Origin of the sequence: Pseudomonas sp. NFACC10-1 (genome assembly GCF_900119195.1) — a bacterium.
GTDB lineage: Bacteria > Pseudomonadota > Gammaproteobacteria > Pseudomonadales > Pseudomonadaceae > Aquipseudomonas > Aquipseudomonas cerasi.
Genome location: NZ_FPJB01000004.1, coordinates 437753 through 464716, shown reverse-complemented (window position 1 = coordinate 464716; position 26964 = coordinate 437753). Strand labels below are relative to the sequence as shown.

At 59.0% G+C, this 26964-nt stretch carries 7 protein-coding genes; all 7 read left to right on the top strand.

Going from position 1 to position 26964, the window contains the following annotated elements; genetic code table 11:
* The first annotated feature begins 3 nt into the window (after window positions 1-3).
* On the top strand, window positions 4-852 hold the full coding sequence (locus tag BT119_RS14355) for a MipA/OmpV family protein (protein WP_003435876.1): 849 nt from the start codon (window positions 4-6) through the stop codon (window positions 850-852).
* A 16-nt stretch (window positions 853-868) separates the two neighbouring features.
* Window positions 869-2002, top strand: coding sequence for an efflux RND transporter periplasmic adaptor subunit (locus tag BT119_RS14350; RefSeq protein WP_072366148.1), 1134 nt, complete (start codon window positions 869-871; stop codon window positions 2000-2002).
* On the top strand, window positions 1999-5052 hold the full coding sequence (locus BT119_RS14345; RefSeq protein ID WP_072366145.1) for an efflux RND transporter permease subunit: 3054 nt from the start codon (window positions 1999-2001) through the stop codon (window positions 5050-5052). The genes BT119_RS14350 and BT119_RS14345 overlap by 4 nt, the downstream gene beginning before the upstream one ends.
* A gap of 73 nt (window positions 5053-5125) precedes the next feature.
* Window positions 5126-6367: a M20/M25/M40 family metallo-hydrolase gene (locus BT119_RS14340; protein ID WP_072366143.1), complete on the top strand. Its 1242-nt coding sequence runs from the start codon at window positions 5126-5128 to the stop codon at window positions 6365-6367.
* Between the two features lie 615 nt (window positions 6368-6982).
* A complete protein-coding gene (locus BT119_RS14335; protein WP_072366141.1) occupies window positions 6983-8692 on the top strand; it encodes a ShlB/FhaC/HecB family hemolysin secretion/activation protein in 1710 nt (569 codons plus the stop codon).
* A gap of 39 nt (window positions 8693-8731) precedes the next feature.
* The gene (locus BT119_RS14330; RefSeq protein WP_256573020.1) at window positions 8732-25891 is read left to right on the top strand and encodes a two-partner secretion domain-containing protein; all 17160 of its coding nucleotides are present in this window, start codon (window positions 8732-8734) and stop codon (window positions 25889-25891) included.
* A complete protein-coding gene (locus BT119_RS14325) occupies window positions 25888-26496 on the top strand; it encodes a hypothetical protein (RefSeq protein ID WP_072366139.1) in 609 nt (202 codons plus the stop codon). The genes BT119_RS14330 and BT119_RS14325 overlap by 4 nt, the downstream gene beginning before the upstream one ends.
* The last annotated feature ends 468 nt before the right edge of the window (window positions 26497-26964 follow it).

Genomic DNA, 26964 nt, shown 5'->3' with positions numbered 1-26964 from the left:
CCCATGAGCCCTGCAATCTCTCGTACTCACCTGCGGTCTGCGCTGCTTAAACCTGTGCTGACCGTGTTGATCACCTCTGCGGCCATGACCCTGGCAGGTCAGGCCTGCGCCCAGGACAGCACTGCCGAAGGCCAGTCGATGCTGGGTGACCGGTTCAACGTCAATTTCGGGCTCGGCATGGCCGTGCTGCCGCGCTACATGGGGGCCGATGAATACCGCAGTCAGGTGGTGCCCATGCTGACGGTCCAGCGCGGTATCTTCTTCGCCGACACCACGCGCGGTCTGGGGCTGCAATGGCAGTCGGATTCCGGGTTCGGTGCCAGCGCTGCACTCAATTACGATTTCGGTCGTACCGAGAAAAACAGTACGAATCGGCCTGGTTCCAACGAGCTGAGAGGGATGGGCACTGTCAAGGGCGCGACCGTTGGCGACTTCATGGTTTCCCAGCAACTCATGCCGTGGCTGTCCGTCAGTGCCGAGGCCGAACTGCGGGTGGCTGGTGAAAAACGTGGCAATCGTTACCGGTTGGGTTTCGAGGGCATCGCCTACCACAGTCAGACCGATACGGTGACCCTCGACATCGATGCGCACGCTGGTGACGGCCGTTACAACCAGACCTATTTCGGCGTGAGCCCGATCCAGAGTCAGCGCACCGGCTTCTCCAGTTTCAGCGCAGACAGCGGCATTTACGCCTACTCGGCGGCGCTCGCCTGGCAGCATACCTTCGACGCCCACTGGTCAACCGTCGCAAGCGTCGGGGTAACGCATTACACCGACCAGACCCGCGGCAGTCCGCTGGTCGAGACCGATGCCGAAGGCAGTGGCCTGATTGCCTTGAATTACGCTTTCTGAAGGGTTGAAGCCTGCCATGCGATTGAATCCTGATGCGTTTCCGGCCCTACGGCGGTGTGTGTCGCGCGCTTGCGGCGTCGTGCTGATCACTCTGATGATCAGTGGCTGCGGTGATAAACAGACGGCCAGCGTTCCGCCTGTCCGGGCTGTCAAGGTTGAGACGGTCCGGGCAGGAGAGGGCGCTGCGTTGCGCTTCATTGGCACCGTTCGGCAGCAGGATCGCGCCAGTCTGGCGTTTGAATCGGCAGGCACCCTGACAGAACTGCGGGCCGACATTGGTGATAGCGTCAAGCCGGGCCAGGTGCTCGCCCGCCTTGATCCGCAGCCTGCGCAATTGCGTCTGCAGGAGGCGCAGGCCGCTTTGCGTCTGGCCCGTGCCCAGGCGCTGGAGCGCCAGCGTAACTACCAGCGTCAGCAAAACCTGCTCGCAGCGGGCAGTGTCGCCCAGAGCGTGGTCGAGTCGGCCCACTCGTCCAGTGAACAAGCCAGCGCTGAGCTGATGCGCACGCAAGCCGAGCTGGATCTGGCCCGTCGCGAACTGGATCGCACCCGCTTGATAGCACCCTTTGCCGGGCGCGTGGTGGCCCGTCATGCACAACCGCAGAGCTTGTTGCCCGCCGGACAGGTGCTGCTGGATATAGAGTCCGCCGCAGAGCAACAAGTGGTGGCGGCTGTTCCGTTGGCACTTGCCGAGTCGCTCGAGCCGGGCGACCTCGCCAGCGCCTCCAGCAGCGCAGACGGTACGGTAGGGTTTGATCTCGCCCTGGAAGGCATTTCGCCCCGCGCCGATGACGGGCTGGTCAGAACGGCCGTGTTCCGAGTGCTGCGGCCTGCCGGCAGGCTGCCCAGTGGCGTCACGCTGCTTGTGCAAATGCATCCCGCTGCCGACTCACAGACGCTGTCGGTTCCAGTGCAAGCGTTAAGGATGGGTGCCAACAGCCACCTTGCTGAAGTCTTCGTTTACCAGGCGGGAGGAACAGTCGCCGTACGCTCCGTGACGCTGGGTATGGTCAGAGAAGGTCGGGCACTGGTCGTCAGCGGGCTGGTCGCAGGTGAGCAGGTGGTCACTGCCGGCGCCGCCTTTCTGCAGGACGGTCAGCCCGTCACGCTGTTTCATTCAGACACTCGCCTGACCGGTGACCCGCAATGAACCTTACCTCCCGCGCCATGGGCGCAAGCCGCCTGACCCTGTTTGCCGCCTTGCTGATTTTGCTGGCCGGTTTTGTCACGTTTTTGAGCTTTCCTTCTCAGGAAGAGCCGTCGGTGACCGTTCGTGACGCACTGGTCAGTGTGTCTCTGGAAGGGCTGTCCGCAGAGCGCAGCGAGGAACTGCTCGCCAGGCCGCTCGAAGAGCGTATCCGTGAACTGGCCGAGATCAAGAACGTGCTCACCACGGTCCAGCCTGGCCGAGTGATCGTGCAGGTTACGGCGTATGACAACGTCAAGGATCTCGGGCTGCTGTGGCAACGGCTCCGGGCGAAGGTGAGTGAAACGAGCGGTGGTTTTCCGCCCGGCACCCAAGGGCCTTTTGTCGATGATGATTTCGGTCGCGTCGCCGTGGCTTCGATCGCGCTGACCGCGCCGGGCTTCACCATGAGCGAGATGCGCGGCCCGATCAAGCGCTTGCGTAATCAGCTTTATGAGCTCAAGGGCGTCGATCAGGTCCAGCTGTATGGGCTGCAGGATGAACGCATTTACCTCGACTTCAATCACCAGACGCTGGCCGCCGCCGGACTTTCTCCGCAACAGCTGCTTCAGCAACTGCAGGCCCGCAACCTGATCGCGACGGGAGGCAACCCGGTCATCGGGCAGCAGAGCACTACGCTTTCGATCAGTGGCGAGGTGCTTTCGCCGGAGCAGCTTCGGCAGTTCCCGGTGCAGTTGCCCAGTGGTCAGAAGGTCGCGTTGCAGAACCTGAGCAGGGTATCGGTGAGCCCTGTCGACCCGCCGGAAACCGAAGCGATCTATCAGGGAAAGAATGCTGTGGTACTGGCCGTTTCGATGCAGCCAGGCCTCAATGTGCAAACCTTCGGTGATGCCTTGCGCAAGCGACTCGCTGAGCTGGAGCAGCAACTTCCGACGGGTTTTACCTTGCACGTGGTGACCTTCCAGTCCAGCGTGGTCGAGCACGAGATGAGCAAGATGTATCACGTCATGGCCGAGACGGTGGTGATCGTGATGTGCGTGGTCATGCTATTTCTGGGCTGGCGCACCGGGCTGGTGGTCGGGGTGATTGTGCCCTTGACCATCCTCAGTACGCTGCTGGTCATGCGCGCACTGGGGATCGAGCTGCAGACGGTGTCGATTGCCGCGATCATCCTGGCGCTGGGCTTGCTGGTGGACAACGGCATTGTCATCGCCGAAGACATCGAGCGACGCCTGCATGCGGGGGAGGATCGACAGCGCGCCTGTGAGGAGGCCGGGCGCACCTTGATGATCCCTCTGCTGACTTCTTCACTGGTCATCGTCCTGGCGTTTTCGCCCTTCTTTCTGGGGCAGACCAGTACCAACGAATACCTGCGTTCGCTGGCAGTTGTGCTCGCCACGACGCTGATCAGCTCCTGGCTGCTCAGCATCACGGTGACGCCTCTGTTGTGCTTTTACTTCGCCAGGGTGCCGGCCGGCAAAGCGTCGGCGGATGATGCCGATGAGTATGCATCGCTGTTCTACCGTGGCTATCGCAAGGTCATCGAGCGTTTGCTGAATCACTCGCTGCTCTTCATCGCCTGCATGATGGGTTTGCTGGCGTTGGCGGTCGTGGTGCTGACCCGGGTGCCGTACGATTTTCTGCCGAAGTCGGACCGCATGCAGTTCCAGATTCCGCTGGTGCTCGAGCCCGGCAGCAGCTCGCGAGACACGTCGCGAGCGGTGCGTGATATCAGCCAGTGGCTAAGCAGCGATCAGGATGTGGAACACAGTATTGGTTATGTCGCCAGTGGCGGGCCGCGGATCGTGCTGGGCCTCAATCCCCCGTTGCCCGCGCCGAATATCGCGTATTTCACTGTCAGCGTGCGTGAAGGTGCCGACCTCGATGCGGTGATCGAGCGCACACGGCAGTTTATCCTCGCGCAGCACCCCGAAATCGAAGCGCAGCCCAAACGATTCTCGATGGGTACCACCGAGGCGGGGATTGCGGTCTACCGGGTCATCGGTCCTGATGAGGACGTGTTGCGCGGTATTGCCCGACAGATCGAGCAGGCGTTGTCGGCGTTGCCCGGAACCCTGGATGTCCACGATGACTGGCGGACGCGATTGCTGCGTTACGACGTTGTTGTTGATTCGTACAAGGCCCTGCAGGCCGGTGTTGCCACTCAGGACGTCGCCCAGGCCCTGCAACTGAGAAACAGCGGGCTGTCCGTTTCGTCGCTGCAGGATGGCGATACTGCTGTCGCCATTGTGGCGCGCGAGCAGAGCACCCTGAGCAAACCGGGCAATGATCTGGACAGCACCCTGATTTACCCGGCTTCCGGGGGCGCGCCGGTGATGTTGTCGGCCATTGCCACTGTCGAGCCCAGGGCCGAGGCATCGACTATTCAGCGGCGTAATCTGCAACGCGCAATCACGGTGGTGGGGCACAATCCGTCAATGACGGCGACCTCGATCGTCGAACAGTTGGCACCGCAGATAGCTGCAATCAGCCTGCAGGCGGGTTACCACATCGAACCCGGTGGCGAAATTGAAGACTCGGCCGAAGCCAATCAGGCGCTGTTGCAGTACATGCCGCATGCACTGGTCGCGATGCTGTTGTTGTTCGTCTGGCAGTTCAATTCGTTCCGCAAGTTGCTGATCGTCATCTCCAGCGTGCCCTTCGTGCTGATCGGCGTGGCGCTGGCGTTGGTGCTCACCGGCTATCCGTTCGGCTTCATGGCCACCTTCGGGCTGCTGTCGCTGGCCGGCATCATCGTCAACAACGCCGTGCTGCTGCTCGAACGTATCGAGGCTGAACGCGAGCAAGGCCTGGCGGTGCGTGATGCAGTGGTTAATGCAGCTATCAAGCGCTTGCGGCCGATCGTGATGACCAAACTGACCTGCATCATCGGGCTGGTGCCGCTGATGCTGTTTGCCGGCCCGCTCTGGGAGGGCATGGCGATCACCATCATGGGTGGCCTTGCGTTGGGTACGCTGGTGACACTGGGCCTGATTCCGATCCTCTACGCGCTGCTGTTCGACCGCTTCGAGCGCTGGCGCAAGGCGAGCTGAGCCATGACGGCCGGTGCGTGTGTAGGGTATGGTCCTGAGAAAACCTCGATGATCGAACACAAGGATGAAACACATGCGCTCATTTACCCGCTCGCCACTGGCCGCCCATCTCGCCCTGGCGCTTGCGTTGACAGCTCTGGCACCGGCGGCCATGGCCGAACCGCACAAGGCCATCCAGGCCGATGCCGAGCAATACAAGGACGAAGCCTTGAAGCTGCTGGAGCGTCTGGTGAACATCGACTCGGGTTCCGGGTATGTACCGGGCCTGACCAAGGTCAGCGACATCGCGATCGAAGAACTGAAAAAGCTCGGTGCCACCATCGAGCTCGTTCCAAATACGCCAGAGGCCAGCAACCACGTCATCGCCACCCTGAAAGGCACCGGCAAGGCGAAGATTCTGCTGATGGCGCACATGGACACCGTGTTCAAGGAAGGCTCCGCGGCCGAGCGTCCGTTTCACATCAAGGACGGGCGTGCCTATGGCCCAGGGGTGATGGATGACAAGGGCGGCATCGTTGCAGCTATCTATGCACTGAAGGTGCTGCACAACTTGAAATTCACCGACTACGCGCAAATCACGGTGTTGCTCGACGCCAGCGAGGAGACCGGCTCAGGCGTTGCTACCGAGCTGATCAAGAAAACCGCGAAGGAGCATGACGTCACCCTCAACCTCGAGCCGGGTCGTCCGGCCGACGGTCTGGTGGTGTGGCGCAAAGGCTCGGCAACCGCGCTGGTCGAAGTCAAGGGCAAGGCCTCGCATGCAGGCGTTGCGCCTGAGCTGGGACGTAACGCCGCGACCGAAGTTGCCCATCAGATCCTGCAACTCGGCAAGCTGGGTGACGATGAGAAGAAAACCACCGTCAACTTCACCGTGCTCAAGGCGGGGGATCGCACCAACGTGATTCCCGATCAGGCCAGCGCCAAGGCCGATGTGCGCGCTGCCGTACCGGAAGAGTTCGACCGCGTCGAGCAGGACCTGGCCAGGGTGTCGGCCAACAAGCTGGTGCCCGATACCGAGGTCAAGACCAGTCTGGTCCGTGGCCTGCCACCGATGCCGCAGACCGCGCAGTCCGATGCATTGGTCGCGATGGCGCAAGGCATCTACGGCGAACTGGGTCGCACCCTGACCATCGAGGGCAGCGGCGGGGCGGCGGATTCAAGCCTGTCTGCCAGCGTGGGTACACCAACGCTGGATGGCTTCGGGATTGTCGGCGGCAATATCCATACGCCCGAAGAGTATGCCGAAGTGGGCAGCGTGGCGCCGCGGATCTACTTGCTGTCGCGAATGATCATGAAGTTGTCCGGGCAACAGTGATTCGATAGGCCTCCCGTGCGTGGCGCGGGAGGCTGTAGAGTCGATGACTCGCTTTTAAACAAATGCAGGGCTGCACACCTCGCGATACTGCATACAGCGGGAGACGGCACTGATTCTGGCATAGCGGTTCATTGTCGAGTGTTGGCCGACAACTAGTTGTTATTGCTCATCCCCGTTTTGCTCATGCGCCACACCACAGGGTTTGATCGAAACCTGCTGCCTCTGTTTTACACCCCGTCCATGCAAAAAAGGACCGTCGGCGCCGATCCAGAGCCCTGAAAGGTCCGCATGCTTGCGCCTGTTTCCTTAGACCATAGTCATTTTACTAGTGTATCTGCGGCCTTGACACGATCCGGTTTTCGCGTGCTAGCCGATCAGCATTTCTGCATATATTTAATTATGACCTTAATACTATGTCGAAAAGATACGCTGTCCCCTATCAATATTAAGCACATGACCCTTGAGCGCTGGCTAAAGGTCAGTGTTGTAAAAATAAGCTTTAAAAAAAGTTCAACAAATCGGATACAAGGTCGATACAAATATTTGACGCCGCTATGATGGCGTTCTAGTATTGCCCACCTTTTTGATATCAATATGCTACCGCAAGGACGCGCCGTGTATCCTCATGCCCTAAAACTGGCTTTGCTGCTACTGCTCGCCCTCGCGCCAGCTACCTTGCTTGCAGCCACTGCTCCCGCCAGTTTGCCAGGTGACCAGGATCTTATTCGTGACCGTCAGGATCGCCTGCTCGAAGAGCAGCGCCGCCGTCTTGAAGAACTCAAGGACCTGCCGGGCAAACAAGCCGCACCCGCTGCCCCGAGTTCTCCGGCCGATACACGTTGTTTTACCATCAATCGTATTGAGCTCAAGGGCGCCGACTCGCTGTCGGCCGCCGAGCGCGATGCGCTGACCAAGCCCTATATCGGCAAGTGCCTTGGTGTCGCGCAGCTCAATGAGCTGCTTAAAGTCATCACCGATCACTACCTCGAAAAAGGCCTGGTGACGACTCGCGCCTACCTGCCGCAACAGGACCTGTCGACAGGCGACCTGCAAGTGCTGGTCATCGAAGGCAAGCTGGAGCATCTGCGTGGCGATGCCGCCAGCGGCCTGTCGGCGCGTGAGCTGGCCATGACGTTTCCCGGTAAAGAAGGCCAGATGGTCAACCTGCGCGAAATCGAGCAGATGGTCGATCAGCTCAATCGCCTGCCATCCAATCAGGCGCAGATGGAACTGACCCCCGGCCAAGTCGTCGGCGGCAGTGACGTAGTGGTCAAGAACACTCCGCAAAAACCATGGCGGGCCAACCTGTCGCGTACCAACGAAGGTCAGCGCAGCACCGGTGAGCAGCAATGGAACGCCGGCCTTGAGTGGGATAATCCGTCGGGGCTGGCCGACCAGTTCAGCCTGCGCGGCGGCCACGATGCGATCAGCGATCGGCAGAAAGCCTCCCGCAACGCCTCGCTTGCCTACAGCCTGCCGTGGGGCTGGTGGACGTTCAGCTACCTGTACAACATCAGTGAATATCGTTCGGTGGCGCAGGCCTCGAACGTCAACTTCAAGCAGGACGGCGATAGCCAGAACCACCAGTTCAAGGCCGAGCGGGTCGTGTATCGCGACGCGCTGAGCAAGACCTCGCTCAATGCCGGTCTGTCCTACCTGCGCACCAACAATTATGTCGAAGACAGCAAGCTGGCGGTCAGCAGCAATCGCATCACCGAGGCGCAGTTCGGTATCAACCATGGGCGGCGGGTTGGCTCGGCGTTCGTCAACATCGATCTGGGCATGCAGCAAGGCATCGGTGCACTGGACGCGCAGGGCAACCACGATCCTCGCCCGGGTGAGGCTGATGCACGTTATCGCAAATACACCGGCACCCTCAGCTACCTGCACCCCTTTCAACTGTGGGGCGAAAACCTGAGCTTCACCAGCCTGGCCACCGGGCAGCGCAGTGAGGATGTGCTGTTCAGCTCGCAACGCACCAGCCTGGGCGGATCAGCATCGGTGCGCGGTTACAAAGATGAGTTTCTGTCTGGCGACAGCGGTGGTTACTGGCGTAACGAGTTGCGCCTGACTCGCCCGGTCACCCTGGACTGGCTGCGCCCGGTGTTCGCCGAGTATGGCGCGGCTGCCGGTTACGACCAGGGTGTTATTCGCAATGACCGTTACAACGGCAATCAGCATGGGCGCTTGTCCAGTAACTCGTTCGAGCTGTTTACGCGTGGCCAGCACGTTGCTGCCTCAGTGACGTTCGCTCATTCCCTGGAACGTCCCGGTGTGATCGAGCGCGAAGCGCCGATCTATTTCCGTATGGACTTTTTCCTCTAATCACACCGTATTCAACCTACCTGTTCCGAGGTCATTTACATGGACGTTCACCAACTGGCTCTGCTTGCTCGTCAGCCTTCTGCTGTGCTGGTCGAGCGCCGGTCTTTCTGGGGAATGCCCAAGCGCGGCCTCGCGCTGATTCTCGCCAATGCGATGTTCTGGCAGCCGATGCTGGTTCAGGCCGAAGGCATCGTGGTCAGCGGCACGAATACCAGCCTGAATCAGGCCGGCAATGGCGTGCCTATCGTCAATATTGCCGCGCCGAATGCCAGCGGCCTGTCACACAACCAGTATCAGCAGTTCAACGTCGACAGCCAGGGCGTCATCCTCAACAACTCCACCAACCAGACCCAGAGCACTCAACTGGGCGGCATCATCGTCGGCAACTCCAACCTGCGCGGCACGGCGGCCAGCACCATTCTCAACGAAGTGGTCGGGGCCAACGCCAGTCAGCTTAGAGGCTATACGGAAGTGGCCGGGCAGGCGGCACGTGTCATCGTCGCCAACCCATACGGCATCAGTTGCAACGGCTGCGGTTTCATCAATACCCCGCAGGTCACGCTGACCACCGGCAAACCGGTGCTGGATGCCAACGGGCAGTTGCAGCGTTTCAATGTGCAGGGCGGCAGCATATCCATCGACGGTGTGGGGCTGAACGCAGACAACGTCGACCAGTTCGACATCATCACCCGTAGCGCGAAGATCAATGCCGAGATACACGCCAAGCGCCTCAACATCATTGCCGGTCGCAACGATGTCGACGCACAGACGCTGAATCCCACCGCCTTGCCTGACGACGGCAGCGCCAAACCGGAACTGGCCGTCGACAGCTCGGCGCTGGGCGGCATGTATGCCGGCGCGATCCGTCTGGTGGGCACCGAGGCGGGTGTCGGCGTCAGGCTGGCTGGCGATCTGGCGGCCAGTGGCGGAGATATCCAGCTTGATGCCAACGGCCACTTGAGCATGATGCAGACCGCTGCCAGCGGTGCTGTGGCGGTCAAGGCCAACAGTGCCGAGGTCAACGGGCCGGTTTATGCTGGGTCGTCACTGGGCATGACCACGGCAGGTGATCTCATCACCCGGCAGAACGTCGCCGCACGCGATGCACTGACACTTTCCGCAGGCGGTCAGATCAATAACACCGCGGTGATCGAGGCGGGCGTCAATGCAGACAACAGCCGCAACACATCGGGCGATGTGACGCTGTCTGCCAACGGTCTGAACAACAGCGGCAGCATCACCGCCAGCCGCGCCCTGCAAGCCAGCATCAGCCAGACCCTGAACAATCAGGGGGCCACACTGAACGGTCAGTCGAGCACACGCATCGTAGCTACTGCCATCGACAATCGTCAGTCAGGCCGAATTTTGAGCCAGGGCGGCACTGTCGATATCAACGCGTCTCAGGTGCTCAACAGCCAGAGCGGGCTGATCAGCAGCAATGGCACTATGACGATCACTGCGGGTTCGCTGGACAACAGCCAGCAAGGCAAGCTGTTCAGCAGCAGCGCTTTGTCCGCCCGTATTTCCGGGCCGTTGCTCAACCAGTTGGGGCTTATCAGCGCCAATGGCGATCTGCTGCTCAACGCGGCAAGCGTGGACAACCGCAGCGCGGAAATCTCCAGTCTCGGCAGTCTGACCTCGACTGTCAGCCAGTTCGACAACCGCGAAAAAGGCCGTCTGCTGGCCAACGGCGCGCTGCAACTGACCTCTGACCACCTGAACAACCAGAACGGCTCGGTCGCCGGACAGCAAGGCGTACAGCTGAATCTGGGGCAACTGACCAACACCGGCAACGGCAGTGTCTACGGCAAAAGCAACCTGAATGTGGCCGTCAACGGCGCTTTGGGCAACGATCAGGGCGTGCTGCGCAGCGACGGCACACTGGCCGTGCGCGCGGCCTCTCTGAGTAACAACAGCGGCAGCTTGACCAGTGCCGGCACGGCAACCGTCAGCACAACGGGCGCAGTCGCCAACCGTGGCGGACAGATTCTGAGCGATGCGGGCCTGACGCTTTCCAGCGGCAGTTTGGATAACAGTCAGAGTGGTCGCATTGCCGGCAATGGCGTGGTGCTCACCACTGGCGCTTTTGACAACCATCAGGACGGCCGCCTGACCAGTACCGGCGCGCTTCAACTGAACGCCGGGCTGGTCAACAACAGCGACGCCGGTCGCATCGCCAGCGCCATGGCGCTGACTGCCGTGGTTACCGGCCTTGATCAGACCAACGATGGCCGACTGTACAGCAACAGCGATGTCAGCCTGGACCTGAGCAATGGCCTGTTGACCAACCAGGGCGGCCAGATCACTGCGCCTGGTCAGTTGCTGCTGAAAAACCTCACGGCGGTCAATAATCAGAGCGGCAAGATTTCCAGCGCCAACAGCTTCACGCTGGCAGCCACTTCGCTGGACAACACCGACGGTTCGATACTCAGCGATAAAGCGCTCGTTGTGCGCATCGATCAGTTGCTGACCAACCTTCGCGGTCTGGTTTCTGCGACCGGTCTTGATCTGACAGCGGGCTCACTGAACAACCGCAATGGCGAAATATCCAGCCTTGGCAGTCTGACGGCCAACGTTGGCCAGTTCGATAACCGTGAAAAAGGCCGCCTGCTGGCCAGTGGCGCGCTGCTGTTGACTGCGGACGGCTTGAACAACCTGAACGGGATCGTTTCCGGTCAGCAGGGCGTGCAACTGAACCTGGGGCAATTGAACAATACCGGTGGGGGCAGCGTTTACGCTAAGGATGCGCTGAACCTGACGCTGGGCGGTGTGTTGCAAAACGATCAGGGCGTATTGCGCAGTGATGGCGCAATGGACCTCAAGGCAGCCGGTCTGGCCAACACCAACGGCAGTGTGACCAGTGCCGGCACAGGTGTGCTCAATTTCAATGGCACGATGGTCAATCAGGGTGGGCAGATAGTCAGCGATGCACAACTGACACTCACCAGTGGCAGCCTTGATAACAGCCGGAGCGGTCGTATTTCCGGTAAAGGTCTGGTGCTCGGTACTGGAGTCTTCGACAACCATCAGGACGGCCGCCTGACCAGTACCGGCGCACTCCAGCTCAATGCCGGGCTGGTCGACAACAGTGACGCCGGTCGTATTGCCAGCGCCATGGCTCTGACTGCCGTGGTTACGGGCCTGAATCAGACCAATGACGGGCGCTTGTACAGCAACAGCGATGTCAGCCTGGACATGAGCAATGGCCTGCTGAACAACCAGAGCGGGCAAATAACCGCTCCTGGTCAGCTGCTGCTGAGAAATCTGAACGTCGTCAATAACCAGAGCGGCAAGATCTCCAGCGCCAACGATTTCACGCTGGCAGCGACTTCGTTGGACAACACTGACGGCTCGCTGGTCAGCGACAAAGCGTTGATCGTGCGTATCGCTCAGCTGCTGACCAACCTGCGCGGGCAGATCTCCGCCAACGGCGTCACCCTGAGCGCCGCAGCGTTGGATAACCGCAACGCCGAACTGTCCAGTCTGGGCAGCCTGACGGCAACCATAGGCCAGTTCGATAATCGCGAAAAAGGTCGCCTGCTGGCCAATGGCGCGCTGCTATTGACCGCGGGCGGCTTGAATAACCTGAACGGGATCGTTTCCGGGCAGCAGGGCGTGCAACTGAACCTGGGCCAACTGAACAATACCGGTGGGGGCAGCGTTTTTGCCAAAAGCAGTCTTGGCCTGACCGTCAGCGGGGCACTGAAGAATGATCAGGGTGTGCTGCGCAGCGACGGTTCACTGACCGGGAGTGCAGCCTCGCTGGCCAACAGCGCGGGCAGCGTCAGCAGCGCCGGTGTTGCGTCGATCATTATCAATGACGGCGTTGTCAACCGGGGCGGGCAGATACTCAGCGACGCGCAACTGACACTCACCAGCGCCAGCCTCGATAACAGCCAGAGCGGGCGCATTGCCGGTAAAGGTCTGGTTCTCAGTACCGGAGCCTTCGACAACCATCAGGACGGCCGCCTGACCAGTACCGGTGCACTTCAGTTGAATGCCGGGCTGGTCAACAACAGCGACGCCGGGCGCATCGCCAGCGCCATGGCCCTGACTGCCGTGGTCACCGGCCTTGATCAGACCAACGACGGCCGGCTGTACAGCAACAGCGATGTCAGCCTGGACCTGAGCAATGGCCTGTTGACCAACCAAGGTGGCCTGATCAATGCGCCTGGCCAGTTGCTGCTGAAAAACCTGAACGTGGTCAACAACCAAGGCGGTGAAATCTCCAGTGCCAACGGTTTCACGCTGGCGGCCACTTCGTTGGACAACACCGAGGGTTCGCTGCTCAGCGACAAAGCGCTGATCGTGCGTGTCGATCAGTTGCTGACCAACCTGCGCGGCAAGATTTCCGCCAATGGCCTCAATCTGAGTGCTGCAACGCTGGACAACCGCAGCGCGGAAATTTCTAGTCTGAGCACCCTGACTGCCAACATCGGCCAGTTCGACAACAGCGCGAAAGGGCGCCTGCTGGCCAACGGCACAATGCTGCTGACAGCCGATAACCTGAATAACCAGAACGGCGTGGTTTCCGGACAGCAGGGCGTCCAGTTGAATCTGGGGCAACTGACCAACTCCGGCGGCAGCGTTTATGCAAAAAACACGCTCGGTCTGACGCTCACCGGTGCATCGAATAACGATCAGGGCGTACTGCGCAGTGACGGCACGCTGGACCTGAAAGCAGCTTCTCTGGCCAACACCGGCGGTCGAGTCACCAGCGCCGGTGCTGCCACATTGAAAGTCGATGCTGCCGTCGTCAACCAGGGCGGGCAGATCATCAGTGATGCAGGTCTGACGCTTTCCAGCGGCAGCCTGGATAACAGCCAGAGTGGTCGCATTGCGGGCAATGGCGTGGTGCTTACCACTGGCGCTTTCGACAACCATCAGGACGGCCGCCTGACCAGTACCGGCGCACTCCAGCTGAATGCCGGGCTGGTCAACAACAGTGACGCCGGTCGTATTGCCAGCGCCATGGCCCTGACCGCAGTGGTCACCGGCCTGAACCAGACCAACGATGGCCGGTTGTACGGCAACGGTGATGTCAGCCTGGACCTGAGCAACGGCCTGCTGACTAACCAAGGCGGCCTGATCAACGCGCCGGGCCAGTTACTGCTGAAAAACCTGAGCGTGGTCAACAACCAGAGCGGTGAAATCTCCAGTGCCAATGGCTTCACGCTGGCCGCGACCACGCTGGATAACACCGAAGGTTCGGTGATCAGCGACAAAGCCTTGATCGTGCGTGTCGCCCAGTTGCTGACCAACCTGCGCGGCCTGATTTCCGCCACCGGTGTCGAGCTGAGTGCCGCGACGCTGGACAACCGCAACGCGGAGCTCTCCAGCCTTGGAGAGCTGACCGCAACCGTCGGCCAGTTCGATAACAGTGGCAAGGGCCGTTTACTGGCCAATGGTGCGTTGCTGCTCAATGCCGACAGCCTGAACAACCAGAGCGCTGGTGCCGTTTCCGGCCAGCAGAGCGTGCAGTTGAACGTCGGGCAACTGATCAACACGGGCGGTGGCAGCGTCTACGCCAAAAACAGTCTGGGTCTGAAAGACACGGGCGTCCTCAGCAACGATCAAGGGACATTGCGCAGCGATGGCACGCTGGTGTTGAGCGCCACTTCTCTGGGCAATACTGCCGGTAGTATCACCAGCTCCGGCAACTCGTCCCTGACGGTCGATGGTGCCGTGGTGAACCGTGGCGGGCAGATTCTAAGTGATGCAACCCTGACGCTGACCAGCGCCAGCCTGGACAACAGCCAGAACGGTCGTATCGCCGGCAAGGGCGTGAAGCTCGTCACCGGTGCTTTTGACAACCAGCAAGGCGGCCGCCTGACCAGTACCGGAATCCTTCAGCTCGATGCCGGGTTGGTCAATAACAGTGACGCCGGTCGTATCGCCAGCGCCATGGCCCTGACTGCCGTGATCACCGGCCTGAACCAGACCAACGATGGCCGTCTGTACAGCAACAGCGATGTCAGCCTCGATTTAAGCAAAGGCATGCTGAACAACGACGGCGGTCTGATTACCGCACCGGGCCAGTTGCTGCTGAAAAATCTCAATGCAGTCAGCAACCGCAGCGGTGAAATTTCCAGCGCCAACGGCTTCACCCTGGCTGCGACGTCGCTGGACAACACCGCTGGCTCGGTGCTCAGCGACAAAGCGCTGATCGTGCGTGTTGACCAACTGCTGACCAACCTACGCGGTCTGGTATCTGGCAACGGCATCGATCTGACGGCCAATGAGCTGAATAACAACAGTGGCAGCCTGAGCAGCGATGCCGACCTGCTGGTAAACGTCACTGGCCAGCTGTCGAGCCGCAGCGGCGAGCTGACCAGCGCCGGTAACACGACCCTGAATGCGCTGAGCCTCGATAACGCCGCTGGCCAGGTCATGGCTGACCGGTTCCTGAAACTGGTGATCACTGAAACCATCGACAATCAGGCCGGAACGCTGGGCGCAGGGCAGGGTATCGACATCGGTGCCGCGAGTCTGGACAACCGCCAGTCCGGTGTACTGGTCACAGATGGCCAACTGACTCTGAAACTGAGCGGAGCGCTGGACAATCGCGCGGGTGGCAGCCTGCAAGCCAAAGGCTTGATGGACCTGTCGAGCAAGACGCTGGACAACCGCGGCGGCCGTATTGCCGCGCAGAACCTGTTGATCGTGCATAGCGACAGCGTCGATAACCGTGGCGGTGCGATTCGTGCCGAGAAAGGCCTGCAGCTGTTCGTCGATGCCCTCGACAATAGCCAGACGGGTCTGAGCTCCACGCAAAAAGGCCTGATCAACAGCAATGCCGGTCTTGAACTGGTCGGCACGCGTCTGGACAACCAGAACGGTCTGCTCAACGCCGCTGGCCTGATGCAGTTGCAGGTCGACAGCGTTGTCAACGGCAACGGTCGTATCGCCAGTCAGGCAGATATGGTCGCCAATATCGGCAGTCTGACCCAGCAGGGCGGCGAGCTGGTTGCGCAGGGCAATCTGACCCTGACCGGCAAAACCCTCGACAACCGGTCGGGCGGCCTGGTGGGCTCTACAAAAGCGCTGAAAATCGATGTTGCCGACATCGACAACAAGGCCGGTGAACTGTCCAGCCAGATCGGTGTGGACATCATTGGTCAGACGCTCGACAACAGCAACGGCGGCAAGGTCCTCGCCGGTACGGCGCTGGGGCTGAAAGTGGCGCGTGTGATCAACCTCAACAAAGGCCTATTGTTCGGTAACACCCTGCGTCTCGACGGTGCACGGCTGGATAACGCAGGCGGTACGCTGGCCAGCCAGAAGGACATGAACATTGATGTGTCCGGTGCGCTGGACAACAGCGCTGGTCTGCTCAGCAGTGAAGCGGCGTTGACGATCAATGCCGCCTCGCTGCAAAACGCAGCAGGCAGCCTGTCCAGTGCCGATGCCTTGAGCGTCACCACCACCGGCGCTCTGGAGAACCAGGCGGGCTCCGTTACTACCGACGCCACGCTGACACTGACCAGCGCCAGCCTGGACAACAGTCAGGCGGGCAAACTGGCTGGCAAGGGCGCCACGCAGGTCACCACCGGCACGTTCGACAACAGCCAGGGCGGTCGCCTGACCAGCAGCGATACCCTGCGATTGACGGCAGGCAAGGTCATCAACCAGAGCGCCGGACGTATTGCCAGTGCGCTGGCGTTGACGGCCAGCGTGACCAGCCTCGACCAGCAGGGTGGTGAGCTGTTCAGCAACACCTCGCTGAGCCTCGACCTGAACAACGGCCAGTTGAACAATCAGGGCGGTCTGATCAACGCCCCGGGCATGTTGCTGCTGAAGAATCTCAACGGCGTGGCCAACCAGAACGGCGAAATTTCCAGTACACAGGCCTTCACCCTGAACGTCGACAGCCTCGATAACAGTGGCGGCAAACTGCTCAGCAGTCAGGCCCTGACGCTGATCGTCAACAAGGCGCTGAGCAACGTCAAAGGTACGATTTCCGCTGCGGCCCTTAATACTCGCAGCGACAGCCTGGACAACACCGAAGGCTTGATAAGCAGCCGCGCAGCTCTGGACTTGATGGTCAATACCGCCCTGACCAACGTCAAGGGCACGCTGGTCGGCGACGCTGACATGACGCTGAACGCCGCGACCGTGGACAACCGCCTCGGCCAGATCGCCGGCAAACAGAACCTCAACGCACGGATCGGCAGCCTTCTACAGCAGAACGGCCAGATGCTTGCCCAAGGCACATTGACCTTGCGTGGCGACGCGCTGGACAACCGTCAGAACGGTTTCATCGGCGCAACCCAAGCCCTCGGTATCAATTTCACCAGCATCGATAACCGTGGCGGTGAACTGTCCAGTCAGGATGAGATAACCCTGACCGGCCAGCAACTGAACAACAGCGACAGCGGTCAGGTGCTGGCGCAGAAAGCCTTGAATCTGAACGTTGCGCAGATCACCAACCGAACCAACGGTCTGCTCTCCAGCCAAGGCGGCTTGACGCTGGTCGGTAGCACCCTGGACAACACCGGTGGTGCGCTCAGTGCCCTCAAAGCCTTGGGTATCGACCTGTCTGCAGCACTCGATAACACTCAAGGCCTGATCAGCAACGAAGATGCTTTGACGGTAAGGACCAGCAGTCTGACCAATACCGCAGGCAGCATTTCCAGCGCTGGAAAACTGACCCTCGACAGCACCGGGGCAATCAGCAACCAGGGCGGCAAGCTTTTGACCGACGGCGCACTGGACCTGAAAAGTGCCAGTCTTGATAACAGCCAGAAAGGCAACATCAGCGGCAAAGGCCTGCTGACCCTGAAGACCGGGGATTTCGACAACAGCCATAACGGTCGCGTCAGCAGTAGCAATCGCCTGGACTTGACGACCGCACGACTGACCAACAGCGATGGCGGCAGCATCGGCAGCAGCCAGGCACTGACCGCCAGTGTCAGCCGCCTGAGTCAGCAGGGCGGTAGCCTGTTCAGCAACACCTCCTTGAGCCTGGACCTGAACAACGGCCAGCTCGACAACCAGGGCGGTTTGATCAACGCGCCGGGCGCACTGCTGCTGAAAAACGTCAACGAGGTTCTGAACCAGAACGGCGAAATATCCAGCGCTCAGGCGTTCACCGTCAACGCGCAACAACTGGATAACAGCGGCGGCAAACTGCTCAGCAACCAATTGCTGACCCTGCGCATCGCCCGTGCGCTGACCAACGTCAAAGGCATGATCGCCGCAGCCGGTGTCGATGCCACCGCCAATACCCTCGATAACACAGGCGGTACACTGACCAGCCGCAACAACCTGGACCTGACGGTTACCGGCCTGCTCACCAACCGTGACAAAGGCCTGATCAACGCTGCTCAGGCGCTCAAGGTGGGCGCGGCCAGCCTCGATAACCAGAATGGCCAAGTGCTGGGCGGCACCAGCCTGATCCTCAACGCAACATCGATCAACAACACCGCCAAAGGCCTGATCAACAGTACCGGCACCCTGAACCTGACGGCGGGCAGCCTGGATGCCGGCAACAGCGGCGAAGTGTCGGCCACGCGTGACATGACTCTGGTCCTCAATGCACTGTCGCTCAATGGCGGACGCGTGATGGGCGACGCCGGGTTGTCCATCGACATGCAAGGCAACGACCTCAACAACCTCGGCGGCCTGATTACCGCTGATGGGACTTTGACCCTTAACCGCATTCGCGACCTGAATAACCAGTCTGGCGAGGTCTCCAGCGCACAGAGTTTCAGGTTCGATGGCCGCACCCTCAACAACAGTAGCGGCAAGCTGATCAGCAGCAACGTGCTGACAGTCAACGCGACCAACCTGCTCAACCAGAACGGCCTGATATCCGGCTGGCAGGGCCTGAACGTTTCCGGCAACCGCCTCGATAACCGTACCAACGGCACTTTGTCCAGCCGCAACGGCAACCTTGTTACAACCCTGACCGGTGAATTGCTCAACGGCAGCAACGGTGCGTTGGTCAGCCAGAACACACTGAGCGTAACCGCTGACAGCCTCGACAACAGCGGCGGCATCCTCTCCAGCGGAACCGGCCAGACCCTGACCGTCGCGGGCCTGCTGAACAACAGCCAGAACGGCCTGATCGACAGTGGTGCAGGGCTGACCATCAAAGCCAATGCCCTGAACAACGCGGCCGGTAACCTGACGGCGCAGCAGGGTTTCAGCTTCGAAGGCAGCAGCCTCGACAACAGCGCCGGTAACCTGAGCAGCAAGGCCGATATGACACTCGACCTGCTGGGCAGCCTGACCAACACCAGCGGCAAGCTGGCCAGCGGCGGTAACCTGCTGTTGCGGCGCAGCGCGGCGATCAATAACCAGGCCGGGCAACTGATCAGCCAAAGCCTGATGACCCTCAACACATCCGGGCAACTGGATAACCGCAACCGCGGCACTGTTGCTGCCAACAACACACTGACAGTCGTCGCGGGTGGCAGTGTCCTCAACGATGCTGATGGCTTGATCTATAGCCAGAACGCCGATGCGCATTTGAATGCAGCGAGCCTCTCCAACGTTCGTGGCGCGGTCCAGAGCGTCGGCGCACTGGTTGTCGATGTCGCTGATACCGTCGACAACCAGAACGGCCGGATCATCGCGCAGAACGGCGACCTGAACCTGACCGGTGCCAACCTCTACAGTCAGGGCGGAGTGCTGTCCAGCCTGCAAGGTCTGTTCACCGCGAAACTGGCCGGCGTGCTGAAAAATGGCTATGACGCCAATCGCCAGGGCGGTGTCATTCAGGCGCAACGCCTCAACCTGACCGCGCTGGGCGGCTTCGACAACTACGGCGGGCGAGTCTCCGCACGCACCGGCGAAGCGCTGATCACCACCCCGGGTTTCGACAACCGCAACGGCGGCCTGTACGCCAAAGGCCTGGTGCGGGTCAACGGTGGCAACTTCGACAACAGCGGCGACAACGACGGCCAGATCGCCGGTGGCCAGGTCGAGCTGAACCTGAGCGGCGCACTGAACAACCGCCTTGGCATCATCGAAAGCGACAGCACCCTGGCCGTGACCGCTGCCAGTCTGGACAACCAGACCGGACAACTGCGTGCGCTGGGCGGTGGCGGCGCCACAAACTTCCAGATCGGCAACCTGTTCGACAACCGCAACGGCACCCTGGAAAGCGCCAACAGCGACCTGACTCTCAACGCTGGCAACTTCCTCAATGGTGGCGGTTCGCTGCTGCATACGGGTAATGGCACGTTTGATATTTCTACGGCCAACGTCACCAATGCTGGCGGCAGCGTCGTTACCCGTGGTGGTTTGACACTGAGTGCCGATAGCTGGACCAACAGCAACGTCATCCAGGCCGGGCGTCTGAACGTCAACGTCAATAACTTCAGCCAGACCGCCAGCGGCCAACTTCTGGCTTCCACCAGCTTCGTCGGTAGCGGCGGTAACTGGAACAATGACGGACTGATTGCCAGTGACGGCTCGCTAAGCCTCAATATCGGCGGTACATACGGCGGCAATGGCCGTCTCAGCAGCCTCGGGACGCTCGGACTGAGTGCCGCGCAAGTGAACCTCAACGCCGCTTCGACCATCGCTGGCGGCGGGGACACCACGGTTTCGGTTGGGGGGCAATTGAGCAATGTCGGCCGCCTGACCTCGGCGAGTAACCTGACCGTCAATGCAGGGAGCATCAACAACCAGGGCACGCTAGGCAGTGGTCAAGCACTGACCGTGACCACCGGCTCGCTGGTCAATGACCGCGGGCTGATCTTCAGTGGCAACAACATGAGCCTGCGGGTCAGTTCGCTGAACAACAGCTACGCCAACATCTACAGCCTGGGTAATCTCACGATTGACCGTAACGGGCAAGGCGCCCTTGCCGACAGCATCGTCAACAGTTCGGCGTCGATGCAAAGCGACGGCAGCATGAGTCTGGCGGCGAGCACGATACAAAATATCCGTGCGTTGTTGACCACCAGCAATGGCGGTATCTACACCGCCAGGATTGATGAGGGGGCATGTAACCGGGAGTTTTATAACAATGACTGCGGCGGCGGCAAGGCAACTCATACCTGGGAAATCACCCAGCGTGAAAAGCTGGAAGTAACCGCAGCCAGTGCTGCGTCCGGCATCACCGCTGGCGGTAATCTGAACATCAACGGCGGTGATCTGTACAACCAGAGCAGCACCATCGTCACTAGCGGCAACTTCACCGCTACGCTGAACAACCTGACCAACACCGGCATAGAAGCCAGCGATACCGAAACAGTGCGTGTTTACCGCAGTGCTCGCACCACCAACGCCGGTTCCTGGACCAATGCCGCCAGCGACTTTACTGAAAAGTACTGGCTTACCAGCAGCGGTTATAACGCCAACAACCTCAGCGGCCTGGAACCGGCAATGGCCGACTTTATCGCCACCACTGAAACCGAGATGCCCGAGTTCCGCAAGGTTACTCAGTTATCGAACGGCGATCAGAGCTATGCCGCCATTATTCAGGCCGGCGGTGCGGTCAACGTCAACGCCAGTAAAAACATCGGCAACAACGTCGTACGCGCTGGCTACAGCTACGTGAGCGGCGGTTCGCGCACTGATACCAATGCGCCAGGCAGCCAATTCTCCACGCGCATTACCGTCAACCAGCAACTGCCGCCAGACCTGGCCCAGCAACAAGTCAACCCGTTAAGTCTGCCAGGCTTTAGCCTGCCCACCGGCCAGAACGGTCTGTTCCGCCTGAGCGGCCAGACGGGCACCGCAGCCACTGTCGCTCAACCTGTAGGCCTGCCGCAAAGCTGGACGATGGGCAGCGCAGCGGTCTCCGTCGCGCAACGCCAGCAAACCGTTTCTGATGCCCAGGCAAGCACCATCCAGATCGGCTCGGTAGGCCAGATAGCCAGCGCCACTCGCCAGCTTGCTTCGGTTACACGGCAAAGCGCAGGCGTGAGCGCCAATGCATCTGCTTTCGACACCAGCGCCCCAGGTGCCGCACCTGTCGGCGGGCTTGTACTCCCTGGGCATACCTCTGATTCCGCAGGTGTCACCAGCGTCGACGGCGTGACCGGCGTTGCGACGGGCAATCAGGGCAGCGGCGTATTGTTGCCTGTCCAGAATGCAGGATCGACGGCAGGTGTTGCGGCTATCACCGCCATTTCTTCCGGTAACTCGGCCGCGGAAAACGCTGGAATGGTGCAGGGCACCCAGGTCAACAAGGCCGGTCAGATTGTAAATGGTACGCAAGGTAGCTTGGTCAGCTTTGTCAATCAGGCTACGACCGGTGCCCAGTCAGGCGCGACTGCTGCAGTCACCCAGGTGGTTGTAAGTGCTCAAGGCGGAACGGTCATTGCACCGGTTCGCAGCGCTGTGGCTGCTCCGGTCAGTCCTGTCACTGCTGCTGTTCTAAACCCTGTCACGACCACGCCTGCTTCAACCGCTATCACTCAGCCCGCCACAGTGGCACAGGCCAGCGCTATTACGCCGCTCGTTTCGGCGGCAGCGCAAACGGTGACCCGAGTAGAAGGCTTGCCAAGCAGCAATTTCGTCTCTAAACCGCAAAAATACCTGATCGAAACCAACCCGGTCCTCACTGAACTCAAGCAGTTCATGAGTTCGGATTACCTGCTCGCAGGCCTAGGCTACGACCCCGAAGTCAGTGCCAAGCGCCTGGGCGATGGCTTGTATGAGCAACGCCTCGTCCAGCAAGCAGTCGTGGCCCGCACCGGTCAGGCGTTCATCGATGGACAAACCTCCAACGAGGCCCAGTTCAAGTACCTGATGAACAACGCAATCGCCAGCAAGCAGCAGCTGAATCTGGCGGTCGGCGTATCGCTGAACTCACAACAAGTCGCAGCGCTGACCCATGACATCGTCTGGCTCGAAGAGCATGAAGTGAATGGCGAAAAAGTGCTGGTGCCGGTGCTGTATATGGCTCAGGCCGACAATCGCCTTGGCCCGACCGGTGCATTGATTGCCGGTAACGACGTCTCTCTGATCGCGGGGCAAAACCTCGACAACGTCGGCACCTTGCGAGCGGCCAATAACCTGTCGGCTGCTGCTGGAAATGATCTGGTCAACAGCGGCCTGATAGAAGCTGGCAACCGTCTGGACCTGCTGGCGGGTAACGACCTGGTCAACAAGTCCGGGGGCATTATCGCCGGACGTGATGTGACACTGACCGCCCTGCGCGGCGATGTCATCAACGAACGCACGGTGACCAGCCATCAGAGCGCTGCGGATGATGCGACCTGGCGTCAGGACTTTGCTGACAGCGCGGCACGCATCGAAGCGGCCAACGACATGTCCTTGCAAGCGGGTCGTGATGTGAAAAACACCGGCAGCGTATTGCAGGCTGGTCGTGATTTGAGCATCTCTGCGGGCCGTGACGTCGCTATCGATTCGGCCCAGACCGAAAACGGCCAGACACGCGGCGCGAACTCCAGTAATTCCAGCATTACGCAACTGGGCTCCACAGTCAGCGCCGGACGCGACCTGACGGCCCAGGCCGGCCGCGACATCAACGTGATCGCCAGCAGCATCGACGCCAAACGCGACATCGCGATGGCCGCAACGGAAAACCTGACCCTGTCCTCGGCGGCTGATGAACAGCATTCCTACGGCAAGAGCAAGAAGGTGACCGAGCAGGAAGATCATGTCAGCCAGGTGTCTGCGGACCTGAAAGCGGGCGGCAGTGTGGCTTTGCAGGCTGGGCAGAATCTGGCCGTGATCTCCAGCCGTATTACCGCTGGGAAAGAGGCGTATCTGGTTGCGGGTGAGAATCTGGACATTCTTGCTGCGCAGGACAGTGATTATTCGCTGTACGACATGAAGAAAAAAGGCAGCTTCGGCGCGAAGAAAACCCAGCGTGACGAAGTGACCGATGTGAAAAACGTCGGTAGCGAAATTACTACCGGTGGCGACCTGTTGCTGTCAAGCGGCGGCGATCAGAAGTATCAGGCTGCGAAGCTGAAGAGTGGCAAGGACCTGACGATTGAAAGTGGTGGTGCGGTTACGTTTGAGGGCGTGAAGGATCTGCATCAGGAGAGTCATGAGAAGAGTGACAACAACGCCTTTTGGGTTTCCTCCAAAGGTAAAGGTAATACCGACGAGACCTTACGCCAGAGCGAACTGGTTGCCGCCGGTGAAGTAACCATTAAAGCCGTCAATGGATTGCAGATCGATATCAGGCAGGTTGATCAGCAAACGGTCACCCAGAGCATCGATGCAATGGTCAAAGCCGATCCACAACTGGCCTGGCTCAAGGATGCTGAAAAACGCGGTGACGTGGACTGGCGGCAAGTGAAGGAGATTCACGACTCCTTCAAGTACAGCAACTCGGGCCTTGGTCCAGCCTCGCAAATTATCATCGCGATTATCATGGCTGCTGTTGTGGGGCCTATGGCAATGGGCGCGGTAGGTGCATCCACAGGGGCAGCAGTCACGGCAGGTACGATGAGCGCCAACACGGCAGCGTTCCTCTCAGCGGGCGCAGGTGCTGTTGCAGCGGGTGCCGCTACCAACGCAACGGTCAGCGTTATTAATAACCGTGGAAACCTTGGGGCGGTATTTAAAGATGTAACTTCTTCCGATGCCATAAAAGGGTATGTCATCTCGGGAGTGACGGCGGGTCTGACGGCTGCGTACTTTGATGGTTGGACGGGTACGCATAGTGATCCGAACACCGGCAAGATTGTTGGAGCCAAACTCTCCACTTGGGAAGGCGTGGGTCAGTTTGCCGGTAATCAGGTTCTGCAGAACGGGACGTCAGCGCTGCTGAGTAATGCTCTTGGCAAGGGCGGCAGCGGCAGTGATGCACTCAAGACTGCGTTGTTCAATACCTTGGCAGCGGCGAGTTTCAATGCAGTGGGTGACTATACCTACGGCAAATTTGCGGAGGGTATGCCTCCCAAGGTCATCATTCACGCAATGGTGGGAGGACTGCTGTCAAAGGCCACTGGCGGAGATTTCAGAACGGGAGCGTTGGCCGCAGGAGCTAACGAAGCTTTGGTTGGACACCTGAATAGTCTGGTCAACGGTAATAAAAACCTTCTGACCATGAGTTCTCAGATAGTCGGCGCTCTGGCTGCGGCCACTCAGAAAGACGCTGATGCCAGCTCGATTGAGAAGGGTAGTTGGGTAGCCAGGAACGCTACGCAATACAACAAGGGGTTACATGAACCGGCTGCGATGGAGCTTGAAAAAGCGCGTAATGAAAATCCGGATCGTGCTGAAAGGTTAGATGCCGCCGCCTGCGCCTTGGTCCATTGCAGCACCTCTGTACCTACCTCGGATAAAAACTACGAAGGACTGAAAGCTCTTGAAGCCAAGGGAGCTGGCTATACCCGTGAATTGGCTGATCTCAAGGCAACAGGTCAGTTTGACTACAGCTACATTGACAGTGCTGACGACTTTATCAGTCGGCATGATGAAGCGGTTACGCGGGCCGGTGCTGTCATTGATACCAGCGTGAACACCTACATTGGAGGGACTTCGGCGGTTGGAGCCGTCATAACCCTGCCAGGATGTGCTTCTATCATAGGCTGCCTGGCTCCTGCGGCCCTTGGCGGACTTGCGACCTTGTCGTTTAACAACGCTGCAGAGTCTGCTGGTGCTATCACTCAGCCTTATGTGTCAACCGAGGGACAACGGGTACTCAGCTCGTTCAACCCGGCGAGCAAAACGCCAGATGAAAGTGCGCTGACGGCGATGGCCATCAACGCTGCTGCTTCGGTCGCAGAGGCGATTATTTTGCGAGGAGCTGGTAAGCTTCTGTTGGATGCTTTTGGGGCAGGTGCAAAAGCGACAGGAGAATTAGCTAGTTCTGGTGGGAAACCCGCCGTTGAATTATTTGGTGGGAAAAATGCTCAAACTCCTGGTGCTATAAACGTGGATATCCGAGCAGATATTCAGTCTGGTATTCGAGCGGACGCAACGAAACTTCCTTTCAAGGATAGTTCGGTGGGAGAGATTGTTGCTAGTAATCCATTCATTCCCAAGAGTGCAGGTGGTACTAACTCAATGATGGATTTTCTTCCTGAAGCTACTCGCGTGGTTGAACCTGGTGGAAAGATATTTGTCAACGCAAATGCTGCGAACCCTTACGGAAAAATACCAAGTACATCTGAATTAGAGTCTCTAGGGTTGCGAGTTATACAAAATGGCTCTCTTGACTCTCGATTCGCAGGGCAAACATTCCTTCGTACAGATGGAAGTGTAATTACGAATCTAGATAGCATGAAAACTATTGTTCTGGAGAAACTCAAGTGATAGTTTTTGTTGGCTTTGATGATATTGATACATTTAATTGCACATATGGGTTCTCAGAAGAGAAGCTTGGAGTGCTTAGGGTTTTTGTTGAGGGAGGGCTAGCACTTCCATATGGCTTTCTTTCAAAAGAAGCAAGTGGGGTTCATTTTGTCAAGTGCGATAAAGATAAAGGCAGTGGTATAGAAGATATATTTCCGAGGCACTATATTTACGATCCGTCAAGGCAGACTGAATATGTTGAATGGAAGTTAAGTGATGGGCTTTTAAGAGCCCGCACTGACGCTGGCGAGTGGGTTCAATATGGAAGCAAGGCTGATAGCCAATATGCCATGCATGAGTTTGTAGGTGGCTGCTGGTTTGTTTTTGAAGGTGTTTCCTTTTCAAAAAGGATAATTACTGAATACGCAGCGGATCGTAAAAGATCAACTGGCAATGAAACAGTCGAAGAGTTTGGCTGTCGTGCTTATATTGAGCAATCTTCTAGAGAGTATTTATTAGAGGGGGTTCTAAATGTTTCGCCAGGGCCAGGCTGGATGTCTTGGGAGATTCATTCAGAGTTATTTTATATTGAGGTCCCAGAAAAGTCGGGGGTAGGCCACGGTTAACTAGCTTTTCTGCTTTTATCGTTGTGATATATATCCTGTTGTGATTGCTTGGTGCAAAAGCGACAGGTGGTGCAGTAGAGCTAACGTTTGACAAGTCTACCCGGACCTGGACAACTCCAGCCGGTCTAGACTATGGACAAGGATCGGTTCAAGGAAAGAGAGTTTTGCATGTTTTAGAGCATGCGGAGCCGAATCCGGCCAAGACAACACGTAGCGTCTTTGATATGGACAGAAAAGAGATTTTAGGCGCTGTCGATGAAGCATGGCTCAAGAAAGGTAGTTCTGTAGTAGATGATCCGGGTGCATATGTTGTCCCGAGTGGGCGAGCGATTGGTACTTCGGGAGAAACGAGTATCAAAATTATTGTTCGGCCTAGGACCAATCAGGTCATTACCGCCTATCCTGTTAAATAAAGAGGTTTTATATGTTGTGTCCAAGATGTGGGTAGGGAGATATTGATAAGGCTAA

Coding starts and splice junctions, on each gene's coding strand:
- BT119_RS14355 (WP_003435876.1), top strand. CDS start 4: ATGAGCCCTGCAATCTCTCGTACTCACCTGCGGTCTGCGCTGCTTAAA.
- BT119_RS14350 (WP_072366148.1), top strand. CDS start 869: ATGCGATTGAATCCTGATGCGTTTCCGGCCCTACGGCGGTGTGTGTCG.
- BT119_RS14345 (WP_072366145.1), top strand. CDS start 1,999: ATGAACCTTACCTCCCGCGCCATGGGCGCAAGCCGCCTGACCCTGTTT.
- BT119_RS14340 (WP_072366143.1), top strand. CDS start 5,126: ATGCGCTCATTTACCCGCTCGCCACTGGCCGCCCATCTCGCCCTGGCG.
- BT119_RS14330 (WP_256573020.1), top strand. CDS start 8,732: ATGGACGTTCACCAACTGGCTCTGCTTGCTCGTCAGCCTTCTGCTGTG.